Source organism: Vibrio sp. ER1A (assembly GCF_000733315.1).
Classification (GTDB): Bacteria; Pseudomonadota; Gammaproteobacteria; order Enterobacterales; family Vibrionaceae; genus Vibrio; species Vibrio mediterranei.
In genome coordinates this window covers 121171-137202 of record NZ_JPJA01000094.1, presented here as the reverse complement: position 1 = coordinate 137202, position 16032 = coordinate 121171, and the positions used below count along the sequence as shown (strand labels likewise).

General features: G+C 42.1%; 16 protein-coding genes and 2 pseudogenes. 2 read left to right on the top strand and 16 right to left on the bottom strand.

Annotation, left to right across the window (positions count from 1 at the left end):
• The 3 genes from cpaB (HW45_RS23895) to HW45_RS23885 all read right to left on the bottom strand — a co-directional run.
• Window positions 1–819, bottom strand: an 819-nt coding sequence (gene cpaB / locus HW45_RS23895; RefSeq protein ID WP_081875899.1) for a Flp pilus assembly protein CpaB, incomplete at its 3' end; no start/stop codon positions are given.
• Between the two features lie 9 nt (window positions 820–828).
• A complete protein-coding gene (locus HW45_RS30410) occupies window positions 829–1269 on the bottom strand; it encodes an A24 family peptidase (protein WP_443083048.1) in 441 nt (146 codons plus the stop codon).
• A 22-nt stretch (window positions 1270–1291) separates the two neighbouring features.
• Window positions 1292–1525: a Flp family type IVb pilin gene (locus HW45_RS23885; protein ID WP_038230343.1), complete on the bottom strand. Its 234-nt coding sequence runs from the start codon at window positions 1523–1525 to the stop codon at window positions 1292–1294.
• A 326-nt stretch (window positions 1526–1851) separates the two neighbouring features.
• Between HW45_RS23885 and HW45_RS30405 the strand changes: the two are divergent.
• Together HW45_RS30405 and HW45_RS23875 are read left to right on the top strand one after the other, a co-directional pair.
• A pseudogene (locus tag HW45_RS30405) lies at window positions 1852–2704 on the top strand (LysR family transcriptional regulator).
• 365 nt (window positions 2705–3069) lie between these two features.
• Window positions 3070–3585 carry a transglycosylase SLT domain-containing protein gene (locus HW45_RS23875; protein ID WP_051868340.1) on the top strand — a complete coding sequence of 172 codons (516 nt, stop codon included), beginning with the start codon at window positions 3070–3072 and terminating at the stop codon, window positions 3583–3585.
• Between the two features lie 2 nt (window positions 3586–3587).
• Here the strand turns inward: HW45_RS23875 and HW45_RS23870 are convergent, their stop codons facing one another.
• From HW45_RS23870 to cpaB (HW45_RS23810), 13 genes and pseudogenes are all read right to left on the bottom strand, one after another.
• Window positions 3588–4982: a hypothetical protein gene (locus HW45_RS23870; protein ID WP_081875886.1), complete on the bottom strand. Its 1395-nt coding sequence runs from the start codon at window positions 4980–4982 to the stop codon at window positions 3588–3590.
• Between the two features lie 105 nt (window positions 4983–5087).
• A complete protein-coding gene (locus HW45_RS23865; protein WP_038230339.1) occupies window positions 5088–5741 on the bottom strand; it encodes an OmpA family protein in 654 nt (217 codons plus the stop codon).
• An 8-nt stretch (window positions 5742–5749) separates the two neighbouring features.
• Window positions 5750–7357, bottom strand: a complete 1608-nt coding sequence (locus HW45_RS23860; protein WP_038230338.1) for a pilus assembly protein — start codon at window positions 7355–7357, stop codon at window positions 5750–5752.
• Window positions 7358–7361: 4 nt separating this feature from the next.
• Window positions 7362–7922, bottom strand: coding sequence for a tight adherence pilus pseudopilin TadF (gene tadF / locus HW45_RS23855; protein WP_038230337.1), 561 nt, complete (start codon window positions 7920–7922; stop codon window positions 7362–7364).
• The gene (locus HW45_RS23850; RefSeq protein ID WP_038230336.1) at window positions 7909–8391 is read right to left on the bottom strand and encodes a TadE/TadG family type IV pilus assembly protein; all 483 of its coding nucleotides are present in this window, start codon (window positions 8389–8391) and stop codon (window positions 7909–7911) included. The genes tadF and HW45_RS23850 overlap by 14 nt, the downstream gene beginning before the upstream one ends.
• 2 nt (window positions 8392–8393) lie before the next feature.
• Window positions 8394–9116 (bottom strand): tetratricopeptide repeat protein, encoded by a 723-nt coding sequence (locus HW45_RS23845; RefSeq protein WP_051868339.1) that lies wholly within the window; start codon window positions 9114–9116, stop codon window positions 8394–8396.
• A 3-nt stretch (window positions 9117–9119) separates the two neighbouring features.
• The gene (locus tag HW45_RS23840; RefSeq protein ID WP_038230335.1) at window positions 9120–9968 is read right to left on the bottom strand and encodes a type II secretion system F family protein; all 849 of its coding nucleotides are present in this window, start codon (window positions 9966–9968) and stop codon (window positions 9120–9122) included.
• Window positions 9965–10867 carry a type II secretion system F family protein gene (locus tag HW45_RS23835; RefSeq protein WP_038230333.1) on the bottom strand — a complete coding sequence of 301 codons (903 nt, stop codon included), beginning with the start codon at window positions 10865–10867 and terminating at the stop codon, window positions 9965–9967. The genes HW45_RS23840 and HW45_RS23835 overlap by 4 nt, the downstream gene beginning before the upstream one ends.
• Before the next feature lies 1 nt (window position 10868).
• Window positions 10869–12121, bottom strand: a pseudogene (locus tag HW45_RS23830) (CpaF family protein).
• Window positions 12118–13359, bottom strand: coding sequence for an AAA family ATPase (locus tag HW45_RS23825; RefSeq protein ID WP_038230331.1), 1242 nt, complete (start codon window positions 13357–13359; stop codon window positions 12118–12120). Before HW45_RS23825 ends, HW45_RS23830 begins: the two are co-directional and overlap by 4 nt.
• 1 nt (window position 13360) lies before the next feature.
• A complete protein-coding gene (locus HW45_RS23820; RefSeq protein ID WP_038230329.1) occupies window positions 13361–13837 on the bottom strand; it encodes a hypothetical protein in 477 nt (158 codons plus the stop codon).
• Window positions 13834–15204: a type II and III secretion system protein family protein gene (locus tag HW45_RS23815; protein ID WP_038230327.1), complete on the bottom strand. Its 1371-nt coding sequence runs from the start codon at window positions 15202–15204 to the stop codon at window positions 13834–13836. Before HW45_RS23815 ends, HW45_RS23820 begins: the two co-directional genes overlap by 4 nt.
• A complete protein-coding gene (gene cpaB / locus HW45_RS23810) occupies window positions 15204–16031 on the bottom strand; it encodes a Flp pilus assembly protein CpaB (protein WP_038230647.1) in 828 nt (275 codons plus the stop codon). Before cpaB (HW45_RS23810) ends, HW45_RS23815 begins: the two co-directional genes overlap by 1 nt.
• Window position 16032 lies beyond the last annotated feature (1 nt).

Here is a 16032-nt window from a genome sequence, read left to right as displayed (position 1 = left end):
TTCGGCAACAAAGCCCCTTAGCTCCTCTACGCCAATATAGTTGTCCATAACATTTCTGACATCCGCATATACAGGCTCTTGATATTCACGGCTTCTATAAACTTCGAGATGCATCGTTCGTTGCGCAAGAGCTAACCGAGCCACTTCCTCTGGTGGAATTTCAATAATAATGGTGGTGAAACCATCCTCTTTGTTTTCTGATACTGGTTTAACACTTTGCTCTTCTTCCGAACCGCCCATGTTTAACACTTTGATATTTTGCAAAAATAGGGTTGCCGTGACACCTCTAAATTTAATTGGTTTCTCACGCTTTCCTGATAAGTTATCTTTAGGAGAGCTTACTGTAAGAATATCAATATGTTCTCCAGGGCGAATAAAGTCGCTGATAAGGTTTTTACTGCTCACCACAAGTGGGTAAAGTGTCATTCCTTCGGTAACAAGAAGATCAATATACCCTGGGGCATCTTTTTTAGTGAGCATCTCGGGCAGAATAAGTTGACCCGATGAAATGGGGGTATTGAATAATGTTGTAGGGTCAAAATCCAATTCAACATCAGATCGGATACCTTCATCAAGAGCAGAAGTGAGTAATAATTGCTCTCGCTTGACCTTGGATGAATTAATTGGCTCGCCTTTAGAAATAGATTCGGTAGACCGCCAAACGGTCACATATTCTGCCTTAGGTTCGATGGTAGGAGTCGCTGCTTGTTTTTCTTCTACCACTGGCTGTTGTAGGGGCTTATTCATGCTTGAATAAACGCCAAGAACCCCAATTAATATTGCTAGAAATGCGACAGCAAATATTATCTTCGACTTCATAATGTTTACCTATATATAAATATATATCAGTGGTAAGCAGAAACCCATAGATATTGCAACTCCATAGGGTAATCCGCGTTGATCTTTCTTCGCTGAAATTATGTTAAAGCGGTATTGAGATAATCGAATAATAGCCAATACACCTCCAAACATAATCGTTAACCAAAGTGCTGCTACTGTAACAACACTAGGCAATGCCAAAGCTAGTATTGATATCAACTTAACGTCACCACCACCCATCCAGCCAAAATAGAAGGTTGTTAATAAAATGGTGATTAGAAGAGAGTACGTAAGAAAATATGTTAACGTATAGTGCTCATAACCGATCAGTGTTGATAAAGCTGCCAGCATCAATATATAAGAGTTAGGTATCTTTCGTTTCCGAATGTCAGAAAACGACACGAAGACAAGTAAACATACTATCGATGCTAGCAGTATATGATTAAGCACAATATTACCGCTACGTTATTTATTAACCACCTGTTCCTGCGGTAAGCCCTGTTGTATCATTAATATCAGTTGCGATTGCGTTGAATGCTTGCTGAAGTTCTCCCAACATATTACCTTCACCAAACACCAAAACTGCAGACAAGAGTACAGCCATAGCCACCGCTATCAACCCATACTCAATTGCGGTAACACCGCGTTCATCATTCTTAAGCGTGGTCAAAAATGACAAAGCTTTTACATATAATGTCATCAACATAATCCTATTCCTTTTATGACTGTTTGCCCTTGGCATTAGTAAAGGTAGGCATTNGATCACCGTCTCAAAAGTGAACGCTATCGGAATTACCGATAGCGTTTGAGAAACATAAATAAACTATTTTTAGTAATTTATAATTAGGAATAACTAAACCTTCGCAATTTTCAATATCTTACTTTTCAATTTCTTAATTCTCATTAAAAATTAAAATCTCAAATCGCCCATCGATAGTGTGACACAAATCACACTATTCTCAATATGACATTCTATTTGCAAATAGACTGTTACGCTTAAATCGTTACTTTACCTTATCGTAGAGCGTATGTATGAAGCTACCTTTCGACAATTTGCTATCGTTTCACTCCGTTGTTACTAATGGTTCATTTAGCAAGGCCGCCAGAAAACTTGCTAAATCTCAGTCAACTATTAGTGGCGCCGTCAAAAACCTAGAGAATGAGCTTGGTTATGACTTATTAGAGAGAAAAAACAACTCTATTGAATTGACTTCTCGAGGAAAGAAAATCTTTCAATTAGCAACACCGATTGTGTCAAAATATATGGAGCTTATTAATGTTGCAGAAGCACTGAGCTTTAAAGATGAAAGTAAATTAAGGATAGGTATCGACCCACTCGTGTTTGACCATAATGTCAAGCACACACTGATGGAATTTTCTGAAATATATCCTGANNACGGAACTTACAGTTGTCACAAAACCCAGCTATATCCTTGGGCAATATATTAACAACCATCAAATAGATATCGCCATAGGAAACCCTTACCATAAGACAGAGTTTGACTTCAACGTCGATGAGTTATTCTTGGTTAATTGTCATTGGATTGCACATAAGGATTTCTCTGAAACCAATAGCTATATATCCGCAAGGCTTTTGCTCATCGACGGTAGCGAAGACATCATTGATATCTCCAGTATTGCTCGGCACAATATTTGGGTTCTGGATGATACCTCTACAATTCTAGAGCTATGTCTAGCAAAAAAAGGAATAGCGTTTCTTCCTCAGCACCTTGTTGAAAATCATATAAAAAGAGATTCAATTATGATGATTAACGATCAAACATTACTATTTGGCCGACAGATATATGCATCACTAATTTGGTCTCAACATGGTGATTACAGCATTCACCATCAATGGCTACATGATCGATTAAGAAAGAAATAACATGTTTCCTTAGTAGTATCAAAACCAATACACTCCATTTTTCAAAAGAACGCTAAACTTAAATTTTAGGTTTCTTACTTGCTATTCTCTTATGCTAATAATTTCACGTAGTATCCTATACCTATTGTTAACGGTAGTTTTTCTACTATATCAAAATAAAGTGTATGGAAAGCAATACATAGAGGTTGTCTCGGACAACAGNNTCTTCTTCAGAGAGACTCAAGAGTCAAGGCTCGGCTAAATCAAGATTGACTACAATTAATCCATCTCAGTCTAATCATAATATTATCCAACTTCGTGGAGGCAGGAGTCAAAATCAACCTCTCCCCTCGCCCAATATCACAGCGGGTGGTGTTAAGAGCACTTTGTATCAACCAATTATCCGCGCTTCTTCAGAAAAATGGAACGTTGATGCCAGTTTGATTTATGCTGTAATCCATGTCGAAAGTTATTTTAATCATACAGCACAAAGCCCTGCTTATGCGTACGGACTAATGCAGATAACAGAAGATGGAGCGGCGCAAGAAGTCGCAAAAAGATACAGAGGGGGTGTGAGCTATTCCATTCAGCAAATCTTTGACCCTACAACTAACATCGATATCGGAACTGCTTACCTTAGTATTCTTGATACCGTGTACCTTCGCAATATAAGAGATCGAAACTCTAGAAAGCTACTCGTCATAGCAGCTTACAACTGCGGCCTTAGCAATCTGATGAAATATGGATTCGATACCCAATCTTTATCACACCTTACTTTTAGAGTCAGTCAACTCACTACTGAGCAACTTTATGTTAAGCTGACTAAAGAGTTTCCAATAAAAGAAACGCGCAACTATGTTGCGCGTGTCGTAGAAATGCAAAGTCGATATCTAAACCGATAAGGTTAGTTCATACTTACCATGCAAATAAACCTATTAGTATTAAAAGCTTTATCTAGTTCTTCATGTTTTTCCGAAGAATACACCTTACCTTTTTGAGTCCAATAATCTCCAGGTGCAAGGTCCGTATATAGCTCTAAATACTGATAAGCGGCTTGCGTTGGTAGTTTAGAAGACAAACGTTGCTCACAATATTGAATAGCGTCTTCACGATTTAGGAATAGATCATGAGACTTTTTGTTCCCCTGAAATCTCGGTGATAAATAGGTAAATGCCTGATCTTTATAAATTACCTTATTAGTATAATGCGTTTCATTTTTTGAATTAGCTGATGTCGCTTCCTTAATCTTGCTTGGATTTAGAACGCTTTTAGTAAACTTTGTTTTATGACTGCTGGGTATGGTACGACTGATCGCATTGCTCATTTCTTTTAAAACAAGCTTGTCCGAGCTTGTTTTGCTAGCAAATGGGAAGAAATAATCTCCACCATTCTTTAAGTTAAGTTTTAGCGACTGTGCTTTTCCATTATTTACAGCACGCACGCTGTAGACTCCAACATAATTACCAGTTACATCAACACGTTCACCAGAACCGACCTTCTGGTCGTTAATATAAAAACTTGTTTTAGAGGAGTTAGATCGAAACACAAAACGCACATTATCCAAGTTCAGTGCTTTCCTAAGCTCAACTTCAGTGTTAGTGCTGTAACTGTGTTTATAACTCGCATCAGCAATGAAGCTTAAATCACCATTTAACCTTTGTGTTGCATCGACCACTCTGAATCCAGTGAGTTTAATACGAGATAAACCACCTTTGCTAATTACAAATGCATTTTTTATCGACGGTAGATTTCGGTTTACACAAGTCGATAGGCTCTCCGCCACATTACATTGCAAACTACCCTCATATGTATCTTTAACTACTTGCTTAGCTTCATTCATATGACGGCTTTTTATTTGCTCATATAGAGCGAGAATTGCATCATTCTTAACCCTTTCAACCTGAGCGGCTTGTTGCTGGCCATGAGACAGTTCTTTTTTAGTTTCAGCAAGTTGCTTTCCTGCAGTCTCTATCTGATGCTTCATTGAGTTGACTTTCGCTGATAAGTTACGAAGAGTCAGAATCAACGATTCGTCGTAGACGCCTTCCACCAGTTTATCCTTAAGCCTAGACGTCTCTGATTTTATCATTTCTATATTGTTGTCGAGCTTGATCTTGGTTGATTCAATGTCTGCATTCAACTTATTAAATCGAGCTATATTCTCATCGATTCTCAACTCACTGTATTGCTGCTCATACGAAGAGTTAATGTTGTTTAACTTGTCTCGTTCTTCAAAATCAATAAGCTCCGACGCTGCAACGACACCACTCCAAGTCATCACAACCATAATGGCGATCATTCTTTTGTATCTATCCACTGCCACTCTATTGCTATCCACCATGACTCCATTCAGTTTGATGTGGCAACTTCCCTAAACAGACAAGATGACCACTTAGTTATTGAATCACTTGTTCACTGATTTAACCGTGCTATCGGAAGAAACCCTTATCTCCGAACGTCGGTTTTGCGCTCGCCCTTCTGTCGTCGAGTTGGTCGCAATCGGCTTGGTTTCGCCAAAGGAACGCACAACAATATGATTCTTATCCACGCCTTTTGAGATTAGGCCATCTGAGGTTGTTAACGCTCTTTTCAGCCCAAGTGTTTGGTTATACCCTTCGGGTCCAGTACTGTCGGTGTGCCCGTCTATAGTGATATTACTAGCCTGTTTCCCTAGCGTATCTGCTAAACGATTTAATGCTTCATCGCCCATGGGAGTGAGATTGGCTTGGTCAAAACCAAAATGAAGACGTGCCACTAAGCCTCCTTGTTCTTCCTTTCCTTGCTCATCACCTATCCAAGTTGTGCAGCCAGACTGACTTAAAGCAAGGCTAGATTCCCCGGCCAAAAGCTTTTTTAAGTCACTGTCATCTGACTTTTGTTCGATTTGTAAAAAACCTTTTCGATGCTGCGCAATACCTGTGATATTCCCGACTGTGACACTGTGCTGATATTCATTAAAAGTGTTATCGCAATAAACGGTTTGCCCCTCTCCTGCATTTGCGGCCAAACTGTATGGCAACGTCGACGTGACAAGTGCACCAATCACTAACTTCTTCATATTTTCCTCTAGTACAACTTAGTTATTCCGCTTGTTTTAGAGCCCTTGCGGATGAGTTCTTCTATCTTCTTAATCAATTCATCGAGGTTGGATACGTCGATAATGTCTTCGTTGGGGTCAACTACACAGTCTTGAAAACCACTTTGTTGAGACGCTTGAAAGTTAATACCTATTACACCTATGTATAAGCCGGGTATTTGCTGTCTTGCTTTATTACACATGCCAGCATTCACCAGTCCCCTTAAAATGCCGTTGTTAGGGCTCTCTTGACCATCGCTTAGTATGAGCAGCATTTTTATTTTCTTTGTATAGGCTTGCTGCTCATCTTGATCGGAACTATTGGGGTCACCTTGCTTAAGAATTTGTGCTCCCCGCAATATTCCTTGGAATGCAGCGGTACTTCCGTTCGCCCACATTGGTGAAATGGCATTGAGATCGGATAGTTTGTTAGTTAACGCAATATTGTGAAACTGTGTGGAGCTTTGGTCACCAAAACCCGCGAACAATTGGACTCCGTTTATTCGATAATAGTTAGATGGCAATCCTGACTTATCGCTAAACATAGTGGATATTGTCTGATTGAAGTCAACATAATTGTAATCATCTGGATAGTAGTAACTTCTCGACAGAACATCATTTATTCGTTTTGCATATTGCTGGTTATTCAGCGCCTCTTGCGGGCAATAACGGGCATTGTAGTAGCAGTTTTGACGACGATTCCAACTCCAGTTTCTTACAGGTTTACAGTTCCTCGGATTATTGGCACAGCTTGATACTTGATTCCACGACTCACCGCGCCAGGCATCCCATGGTACTTGGTTGTAGGTGTATGTAGAACGATTAGCGTGAGTATCGTTTCTGTAGCTAAGTTGACTCGTTGACCTAGCATTTTGAGAAGATATGACTTCTCTAGTGCGAATATTGAACGGAACGAAACCTACACGGTTAAGCAGTTTATTTGCTGTCGAGTCTTGTCCTTGTTCATCGCATACATCTTCCACATTACCGTTTACTTGGTCACGGCGAATTGATGTACAAAGAATTTTGTCTGATATCTGATTAATGGCTGTTTTTAGGTCATCGATCTTTCTATTTCGATTAGTACCCCATCGGCTATTCATTGAACCAGAAAAGTCGGAAACAAACACGATATCGATATTATTATCCCCCAGATAGACTGGGTATTTTCTCGCCAAGGAGCGTCCTGCTAGATCTTGCTGGTCACCGAATGATGGAATAAAGCTGCTCGCAAACCAAGAATCATGTGTCGTTTTAGCGTTAACCGTATATTGGATATACTCCAGAACACCTGCATTTTGGTTCTCTGCCTGATGAAATCGCTGCGCGGTCAGTGCCGTTGACTTGATATCGCGCACGTAGTTTTCAATATATTTAGTCGCAAGATTGTTAGCGAGCGTTGGTTGATCTTCAATGGTTACCGCTAAAGCGGCAGCTTCAGAAGCATCCCTTAGACGGCTGGTTTCCTGAACATAACGCGTCCCTTCGACTGCCCAAAATGTAAATCCCATTATGGGTACAAGCATCAATCCCATCCAGATTGCGGCGACTCCTTTCTGGCGACGGAGACTTCGATGCTGATAACGCTGCATTCTCATTACACTATCTCCCGGGCATTATTGAGGATGAAACAATCTTGACGGTGGTACTGGTACCGCCATTTACAAAGGGTTCAAACCAAGAGTGTTGTTGCTGACATATGCTCACTCGATACAGCGGATAGATAACCCCTTTTTCCACCGGAGCTAAATCAGCGTGATCTTGGAGTGAGTCAGTCTGACAATTTAAGCTATTAAATTTGTTACTAGTAAACCCAACCACGGACGTTTTATTGGTCAGCGATTCAATTTTAAGTGCTACGTTTCCAGGCGCTGTATTTAGCATTCGACTCGCAACTTGAGTAAGGTTGACTAAATCAGAGCTGGTTACTGCTAGATTCTTTCCGGCAGCAACATCAGCATCGAAATAGCGAGTACGTTCTTTGATCACGTTGGCGAGCGCGAAGCTCGAGCGATCCAACTTGGCTCGAACTAGAAGCTGATGACTCAAATCTGTCGAGAAGAGATAGACAGCGCACAGAGCCATCATGACGAACGCTAATTCGATCGCGAAGGACCCTTTTTGGCGATGTTTGGAACGTACACCGTGCTTATGGAGCGTCATCTTTCCACCCCTCATGTTCTAAATTGAGCACCATAGTACGAGAGATAGTGCTATCAGACGTTCCCCAAAACTTGAGCATTGGAGAGTAATGATAAGTAACTGTGATTTCTGCCAAGTCATAGTTGAAATTCAACCCTTGGCTCGAATGCCCTCGGTTAGCAATGAAATCGTCATAGGTTTTGAAGTACTTGCCATCTATAGAAAATCTCGAGCTATCGATTAAGAAGTGCCATAAGTTTTTATCGTCTTCGATAAGTGCCTTAAACTTCGCTTCGTATTGCTGATTGATGCCCTTTCCTTCATAGATTTTGGTGTTCCTAATCGTTTCTCTCAGCGAATACTCTGTCATATTGACGACGTAGATCTGGTAACTCGATTCGAAAATAGCAAATGTAGCGAAGATGAGTACGATGGCTCCCAAAGCAAATTCAACCGTTGTAACTCCTTTTTGCTTGTACAGGCGATTCATTGTTAACTCCGGTACTGAGTGAGTTCGGCGCTAATATCACGCAATTCTTGGTCAGAAAACTCACCTTTTAACAGTTTTCTCGCAGCATCCACCTGCTGCACTTTCATAAGTGCAATGGCTAAGTTTGCTTTTACGATCTTATTACTCGGGTTTTCTTTGAGAATTGGAGTGAGCATTTCTACCGCCTTTTGGTAATCACCAGTTGCCATATGAATCATCGCTAGATTGTTCTTAATGACAACGTCGTCATAACCACGTAACCTTGCTTCATTCAATTGCTTGTAGGCTTCTTTGTAGCTCCCAGCCTTGGTATACGATACGCCCAACAAGACATGAACTTGACCAGATTGATTACCCGACTTAATAGAGTCTAAATAGGCACCAATTGCATTATCAGTATCGTTTTTAGCGTCAAAAACCTGCCCCTCTAACTGGTACAAACTTGGATTTTTGACACCTTCTTTCTGTAAATGCTGGACGTAAAAATCGGCAGATTCTAGGTCACCTTTATGAAAGTAGGCCCAAGCCAACTTTTCTTTGATTTGAGGATCTTTCGATCCTTTTTCTAACTCAGACTTGTAATAACTAATCAAACCATCATAGTTTTTCACCTTCTCCATACTGGCAATTTCGTCTTGTAGGTCACTCTCTGGAGATGGAGCCGACTGACATCCGACTAATGAAATCAGTAAAACTAAGACGATATAGAACGGTTTTCTGATCACGCGTTACCCTCCTATATTTATGGACATTTGCATAATTCCCGGTGCGAGAATCAGAATTACGATGGGAAACATAATAAATAAAATCAATGGGATACTCATTTTTGCAGACAGTTTCCCCACTTTTTCTTCCACTGTTAGAATCTGTACTTTTCGCATATCTTCTGCCAAATCACTCAGTACCTGCGCTACGGAAGTACCGTATTGCAGGTTTTGAATAATAGTGAGTACAAAACTTCGCACTGCAGGCGTAGGTATGCGATCACTGAGGTCATTCAGTGCTTTTTCTAAACCATGTATTTTGGCAGAATCAGAAGTGCGCTTAACCTGATAGCAAAGATCAGAATCAAACTCTGCAAGCTCTTTACCTAAATAGATCAATGCTGCTTCGATGGTCATACCGGTTTGTACACACACTGACATCATGTCCAGTAGATAAGGAAGTTGAGCGGACGTTTTTCCAATGAGTATCTTGCGTCGCATCTGCAACAGCATGTCAGGCACGACAATCACCGCAACAAGAGACAACACCACGGCTAACAACTTGTTACTGGCCGTCATATCCGTCACTAAAACTAAAACCGACAATACGGCAAGTACCACTAACTTAGCTGGGAAGTAAAATCTTGCCCATTCAGTGTTGTAATAGCCTGCTTCGATTAGCTTCTGCTCAAGCTCGTGTCGGTGTTCTTTACCAAATCGAACAAAAAAGCGATTAACACGAGAAGAAGAGTTTAAAGTCTGCCCACCAATATAGTCCTCTACCTTCTTACGCCTCTGCTCTGCTCGCAAAGATTCAAAAATCAGAAATAACAGGGAAACAAACAGGACGATAAGCGCCGTCAATAACATCATGCGCGCACCCCCCTTACCAGTAGCCAAACAATAGACAAGCCGATGAGTTCGCTACCAAGGACGTAAAACAAGACGTACTGACCTTGTGGATCATTTAAAACAAAGTCGACATTCGCTGGATTTACGTAATTTAGAATAACGGTAAAAATAAGCGGAATAGCCGCGACGATTTTCGCAGAAATCCTCGCCTCTGAAGTCATGGCCATTTTCTTTTTCTCTAGCGTCCTAGAATCAACCAATACTCTTATAAGGCGAGCTAATACTCCTTTGAGTTGTCCTCCACGAGCAATGTTTGCCCTAATGGTCACTGTGAAAAATAAAAACTCAGGATAAGGGTAATTTTTACAAGAACGCTGCAAGACGACTTCCGGTGATTCGCCCAACTTCAACCGATCGCCCATTAACTTAAATTCACGGCCTATCGGATTGTTCATTGCTTCACCGACATAACTAATTGCTTGCATCAAGCTATCACCCGCCGTTACTGCGCTCATCAGAATATTCAGAGCATCAGGAAAGGTGTTTTCAAAATCACGTCGCCGTCTTCCCACCAAAAAGCGATAACCGAAAACAGTGAAAATGAGAGAAAGACTGAGCACTAACCAAGAACTGGTCATGGATAATAATTCAATAACGATATACCACGACGCGATAATGCTGCCTGTAATATAAAGAGCTATATAAAGCGAAGAACGCGGCCCCAAGATGGTAAGCGTCGGTGAAATCGACTCCTTAAATTTCTGCCAGTTCTGCTTTCTCACCAACGATTTAACGTTAATAGCATTTAAGTTTTCCGCTTCAGCTTCTTCTATATTGAAAAACTGATCGACTTTTTTGACTTTAGAGTCTCTCAAAAGAATGATGACCAAGGCAAAGAGGACTAACGACAACCAAAGCATGTTATAGCCCCTTAAACGATGCCATTAAGTCATCATATAAGCCGAAAAACTGTGCTTTTTTCACCAGTTCCGAGCGCTGCATGATACCGTTAGTGACGAAATCACCCTTCACTGCCTCGCCGTAATGCGCATCGTCATAGCGAAAGCGGTAGATTTCCTCCATCACCACGCTGTCGCCTTCAAGCCCGACAATCTCTGAAATGCTGGTAACTTTACGGGAACCGTCACGTAAACGGTTAACCTGTACCACCATTTGAACCGCACTGACTATGGTTCTCCTAATAGCATCCAAAGGCTGATTTAAGTNNCAACACGAGCAATAGCATCGCGTGGTGTGTTGGCGTGCAACGTTGACATCGAACCGTCGTGTCCCGTGTTCATCGCTTGTAGCATTTCAAACGCTTCCGAGCCACGACACTCACCGAGAATAATACGATCTGGTCTCATACGAAGTGCGTTGATCACCAAGTCGCGTTGCGTGACGGCTCCGGTTTGCTCAATACTCGAAGTTCTTGTTTCCAATCGAACTAAGTTAGGCTGTTGAAGGCGCAGTTCAGCGGCGTCTTCTATGGTGATGATGCGTTCATCTTCAGCAATGTACTGAGACAAGGCATTGAGTAAGGTGGTTTTACCTGAGCCCGTACCACCAGAAATCAACACGTTGATTCGACAACGAGAAGCAATCATCAGCACACGCGCCATATCTAAAGACATAGAGCCAAAACCAATCAAATCCTCAAAACCAATGTTCCGCTCGCGGAATTTACGTATTGAAATAGACGTGCCGTCTAGTGCTATCGGAGGAATAACAATATTTACACGACTGCCATCTTCTAGCCTGGCATCAACCGTAGGAGAAAGTTCATCAACGCGACGCCCGACACGCGATGCAATACGTTTTGCAATCGCCAACACCTGCTCTTCGTTAACAAACGTCACCTCAGACTTTTGCACTTTACCGTGTCTTTCAAAAAAGATGTTGTTAGGACCGTTCACCATAATGTCGGTAATCGACTGATCCTCTACCAAAGGCTGCAAAGGACCTAGACCAAACAACTCATCCATTAGGCTCTTTACTAAGCCTGACTTCATCATAGATGTGATAGGTCTTTGATAGCTATTGGCAAGAAGATCCACCGCACTTTGTATTTGAGACTCTAGGTCTCGACGACTCATTTTCTGAACCGCTTCTGCGTCCAAGGCTTCAAAAATCTGACCACGAAATGCGAGATATAAGTCTTTGTTAGAACTCATTTAGCGCGCACCTTCTTTAACCAAGAACCCATGCCTTTAGTATCCACTGGCTGACCATTAATTAGTTTCACCAGTTGCTCTATAGAACGACTGATCTGGCGGTCGTGTTTGTGTCCACGTTTGCCGTCAATAATGATATGAGACAATGACTTACAGTAGGCCACTTCCAAGTCGATATCCGCACCTAAATACTTCTTAAGATCTGGCCTTTGCAGCACATATGCATTTTCAGGTCGATGATAGTTCACCACCGTAATAACGCGCGTACGCGAAGATAGCGTGAGTTGTAAGTTAGCGACTTTCTCAAACAGTCGCTTTGCGCTACGGACCGATGATACCGAGGCGTCTAGTACCAATACGACGACGTCGAAGTTTTCAACGAGCAACTGAGGTTCCACTTTAAAATCGACGCTTCCGGAGAAGTCTTCAATAATAAAGTTGGTATTTCGTGCTAGTAACTCACAAAGCGTCTGGTTGTAGGTGAGAATATCGTTTTGATTCATATCACCATCAATGGCCAACAAGCGAAGGTTTTTTCTAGCGCTAAACAGATAACTTAGCGCCCCCTCTTCATCCATCTCATGCAAAGGTGCAGTGAACTCGTCAATCGCTCGAGGCTTAAAATCCTTGAGAGCGAGCAAAACATCTATATTGGTACCGGAGTATTGGTGATCCACAAGGATGGTGTCGGTCCCATGAGTAGAAAGTAGAGAACTCAGTTCTGTCGCCAAAAATGATGCACCTACACCACCTTTGGAGCCGACTACAGCCACGCGCTTAGCTTTTCGCTTTTGGCTAACCCCAGAAAAGGTCTTGAGGTTCTTGCTCACGTGAGTTAAGAAATCAGCAAATTCTTGCTTGTTCACTGGCCAAAAAACATAGTAAAAGCCCATGTCTTTAAGTGAACGTAAAGTAGAGATAGCATCTTCTTTACCAATAACTATCACACCTTTATGAGTAGGCAACTTGCTAGCAAACGCTTTAGCATCTTCTACGACATTGTTCGATTCATTAAGCTCAAGAATAACGATGTGACTACTTTGCTGTTCAGTTAGCTTCGTCAGTCCAGCCGTGGTTTTCACACATGCTGGATCATTCCAGCCTTCAAATCGGAACACTTCCTGTACAAGATTCAAACACTCCTGCGATTGATAAAACAATGTACAACCCGCAACCCCTGTTGGTGTTTTCGGAACCGGCTTTGCCTTTGTGGTTAGTGCTTTAGTAAGGTCAAACATCTTATTCTCCTACCAATCGCGACTTGTAGGACACTTGCTTCAAACGCATTGATTCAACAAAACAATCAGGCTGTCCAATCTGTTGTTGTATCTGCGCGGGTGCACATTGTTGCGTTTTCAGTCGAGTTAACGTGACTTGAATATTGAGATCACTCCGCAGCGTGTGAACGTGTTTGAACTCCACTCGTTGCGGTGCAACTTTGTGAGACGGATACTGGTCAAAGATCTTCTCTAACACCTTTTTGCTGCGAGTGTTCTTATAGTCGATAACGTAAGTCGCCTCTTTATCAGTCGACTCAATGTCCTTCACCAATGCATTAATTTGTTTAGCCGTTTCATCATAATTCTTAATTGCAAAGTCGAAACTATGATGTTCTTGATAGGTAATAGCCTCTGCACCATTCCCACCAAAGTAGCGTTCGGAAGCACAGCCGAATAAAGTTGAAACAAGGAAAACAATTATGATTAGCTTCTTCATTGAATGAATCCTCCTTGCGATAACAGACGAATAGTGGCATCTGAAGACGCTACATGCTTTCCATCTGCGTCGACATTTAGCCAACGCGACAAGGTCGAGGTTTTCTTAATGTATGGCAGTTGAATATCCTTTGGTTTCATAGGCTCTACCAAGTTCACGGTAGCAACAATGATAAGTTCGGTTCGTTTTCGTTGAGTGGTTGCTTTTCGAAACGCAGCACCGAGTACGGGCACATCACCGATAAATGGGATTTTCTGCATTTTTTCTAGGTCACTACTACTCATCAGCCCACCTAAAATGAAGCTGTCACCGTCCGCTAACTCAACCGTTGTCATGGCTCGTCTGGACGCTAACTGAGGTACCTTGACGCCAGCCGCTTCAACATAACTTTCCACTTCACTAACTTCTGGAGAAAGCTGCATACGAATTTTGTCTTGGCTGAGCACCTTTGCGGTTAGGTCGAGCTTGATACCAAACTCTTTAAACGTAATGTTCACGTTGTTGCTTGTTGACACTATTACGGGAACTTCTCCACCGACGAGAAAACTCGCAGACTCTCCAGACAACACGGTTAGATTCGGTTCTGCTAGCACTTCTGCAATGCTGTCATTACCTAATGCAGTGATAAGCGTACTAAGATTTGCGGCATCAAATTGGTCAAAGACGAACTCTCCCACACTTGAGCCTACTGAGCTCCAGTCTACACCGACCGTTTTACCAAACGACTCCGTTACCTGAGCAACGGATATTTTGACGTTAACCTGTTGGGTAGTAGCGACCTCAATACGTTCAAGAATCCCTTCCCAAGTCATATTGCGGGCAAAGACCATACTTTCCGGCTCTTTACGTTCCATATGTTCAGATTTGAATTCCAACTTTTCCGTTTTATCCCACTTCTTAATTTTTTCACGTCCAAGAAGCGTTGCCACTAGGCGGTAGATATCGTCTCGAGTTTGCTCCGAGTCCACAACACCACTCACCGCAACCTGCTCACCTACCGACTGAACCTTGACCTTCGCGTCGGGAAAGTGGAACTTAAGCTGACGGCGTACCTGGGTTAAATCGAGATCAACAATAATGCGGTCTGAAAGCAGAACATCATTGTTTGTCCCGTAGACAATAAGCCTTGATTGCCCGACACCATTGGCAAACACCACAAGCGTGTTGTCATTGATAATTTTGTAGTCTGCGATGGCAGGATTACTTATAAAAACCTTACCAATAGGCATTTTCAATTGAATATGCTGGCCATCGTTAAGAGTAATTGAGCGATCCGCTGCGTAAGCGTGTTTCACCCAAAGTAAGCCTATGAGCAAAGATGTAATGTAAACCCACAGTGCTTGCTTGAGTCGATGTTGCATGATCATTACAAGGCCTCTCTAGGATTTATCTCGTTACCACGTAACTCTTCAATCCCTGTATAATTGTCAATAATGTTACGTACTTCCGCGTATTCCGGCTGCTTATAGGTTTGGCTTCGATAGATTTCGATATGCATGGTTCGTTGCGCTAACGCAAGCTTTGCTAAGTCATCAGGCTTTACTTCGATCACCACGGTAGTAAGCCCATTTTCCTTGGTGGGAGACCGAGCGGTAACGGAGCTGTTATCGCCTTTGTCATCACCCACGTTAAGTACTTTGACATGTTTGAGAAACATTGAGGCTTTCACTCCTCTGAAGCGTTTTGGCTTATCAACATTTCCAGCTAAGTTATCGTTAGGCGAACTCACGGTTAGAACATCAATGAACGAACCGGGGCGAATGTAATCATTGATAAGGTTTTTATCACTCACTTCGAGTGGATATAACGTCATTCCCTCAGTGACCAGCAAGTCGATATACCCCGATTGACCTGGGGAAACTTGATATTCAGGTAGAACGTTCTCCCCCGGTGTGAGACTTCGGTTTAATAGCACAGATGGTGAAAAACTAATTTTCGCGTCTTCTCGAACGCCAAGGCTTAGCGCCTCACTTAAAGGTAGTTGCTTTTTAACCACCCCTTGAGCAGTGATTGCATGACCCTTTTCGAATGCTTCTGTGGTCATCCAAACAGCAACATGCTCTTCATCTTTGTTTTCCGTCACTTCAGTGACAGTAGTCGGTTGAGGTTTACTTTTGAATAAGTCGACAACGCCTAACGCCCCTACTACCAACGCTACAACAGCGACAAGTAATACCGGCTTTGTTGCCGAAATC

Excerpts from the sequence above, each read along its gene's own strand:
- HW45_RS23885 (WP_038230343.1), bottom strand. The coding sequence starts at position 1,525 with ATGTTGATGACATTATATGTAAAAGCTTTGTCATTTTTGACCACGCTT.
- HW45_RS23870 (WP_081875886.1), bottom strand. The coding sequence starts at position 4,982 with ATGATCGCCATTATGGTTGTGATGACTTGGAGTGGTGTCGTTGCAGCG.
- HW45_RS23865 (WP_038230339.1), bottom strand. The coding sequence starts at position 5,741 with ATGAAGAAGTTAGTGATTGGTGCACTTGTCACGTCGACGTTGCCATAC.
- HW45_RS23860 (WP_038230338.1), bottom strand. The coding sequence starts at position 7,357 with ATGAGAATGCAGCGTTATCAGCATCGAAGTCTCCGTCGCCAGAAAGGA.
- tadF (WP_038230337.1), bottom strand. The coding sequence starts at position 7,922 with ATGACGCTCCATAAGCACGGTGTACGTTCCAAACATCGCCAAAAAGGG.
- HW45_RS23850 (WP_038230336.1), bottom strand. The coding sequence starts at position 8,391 with ATGAATCGCCTGTACAAGCAAAAAGGAGTTACAACGGTTGAATTTGCT.
- HW45_RS23840 (WP_038230335.1), bottom strand. The coding sequence starts at position 9,968 with ATGATGTTATTGACGGCGCTTATCGTCCTGTTTGTTTCCCTGTTATTT.
- HW45_RS23835 (WP_038230333.1), bottom strand. The coding sequence starts at position 10,867 with ATGCTTTGGTTGTCGTTAGTCCTCTTTGCCTTGGTCATCATTCTTTTG.
- HW45_RS23825 (WP_038230331.1), bottom strand. The coding sequence starts at position 13,359 with ATGTTTGACCTTACTAAAGCACTAACCACAAAGGCAAAGCCGGTTCCG.
- HW45_RS23820 (WP_038230329.1), bottom strand. The coding sequence starts at position 13,837 with ATGAAGAAGCTAATCATAATTGTTTTCCTTGTTTCAACTTTATTCGGC.
- HW45_RS23815 (WP_038230327.1), bottom strand. The coding sequence starts at position 15,204 with ATGATCATGCAACATCGACTCAAGCAAGCACTGTGGGTTTACATTACA.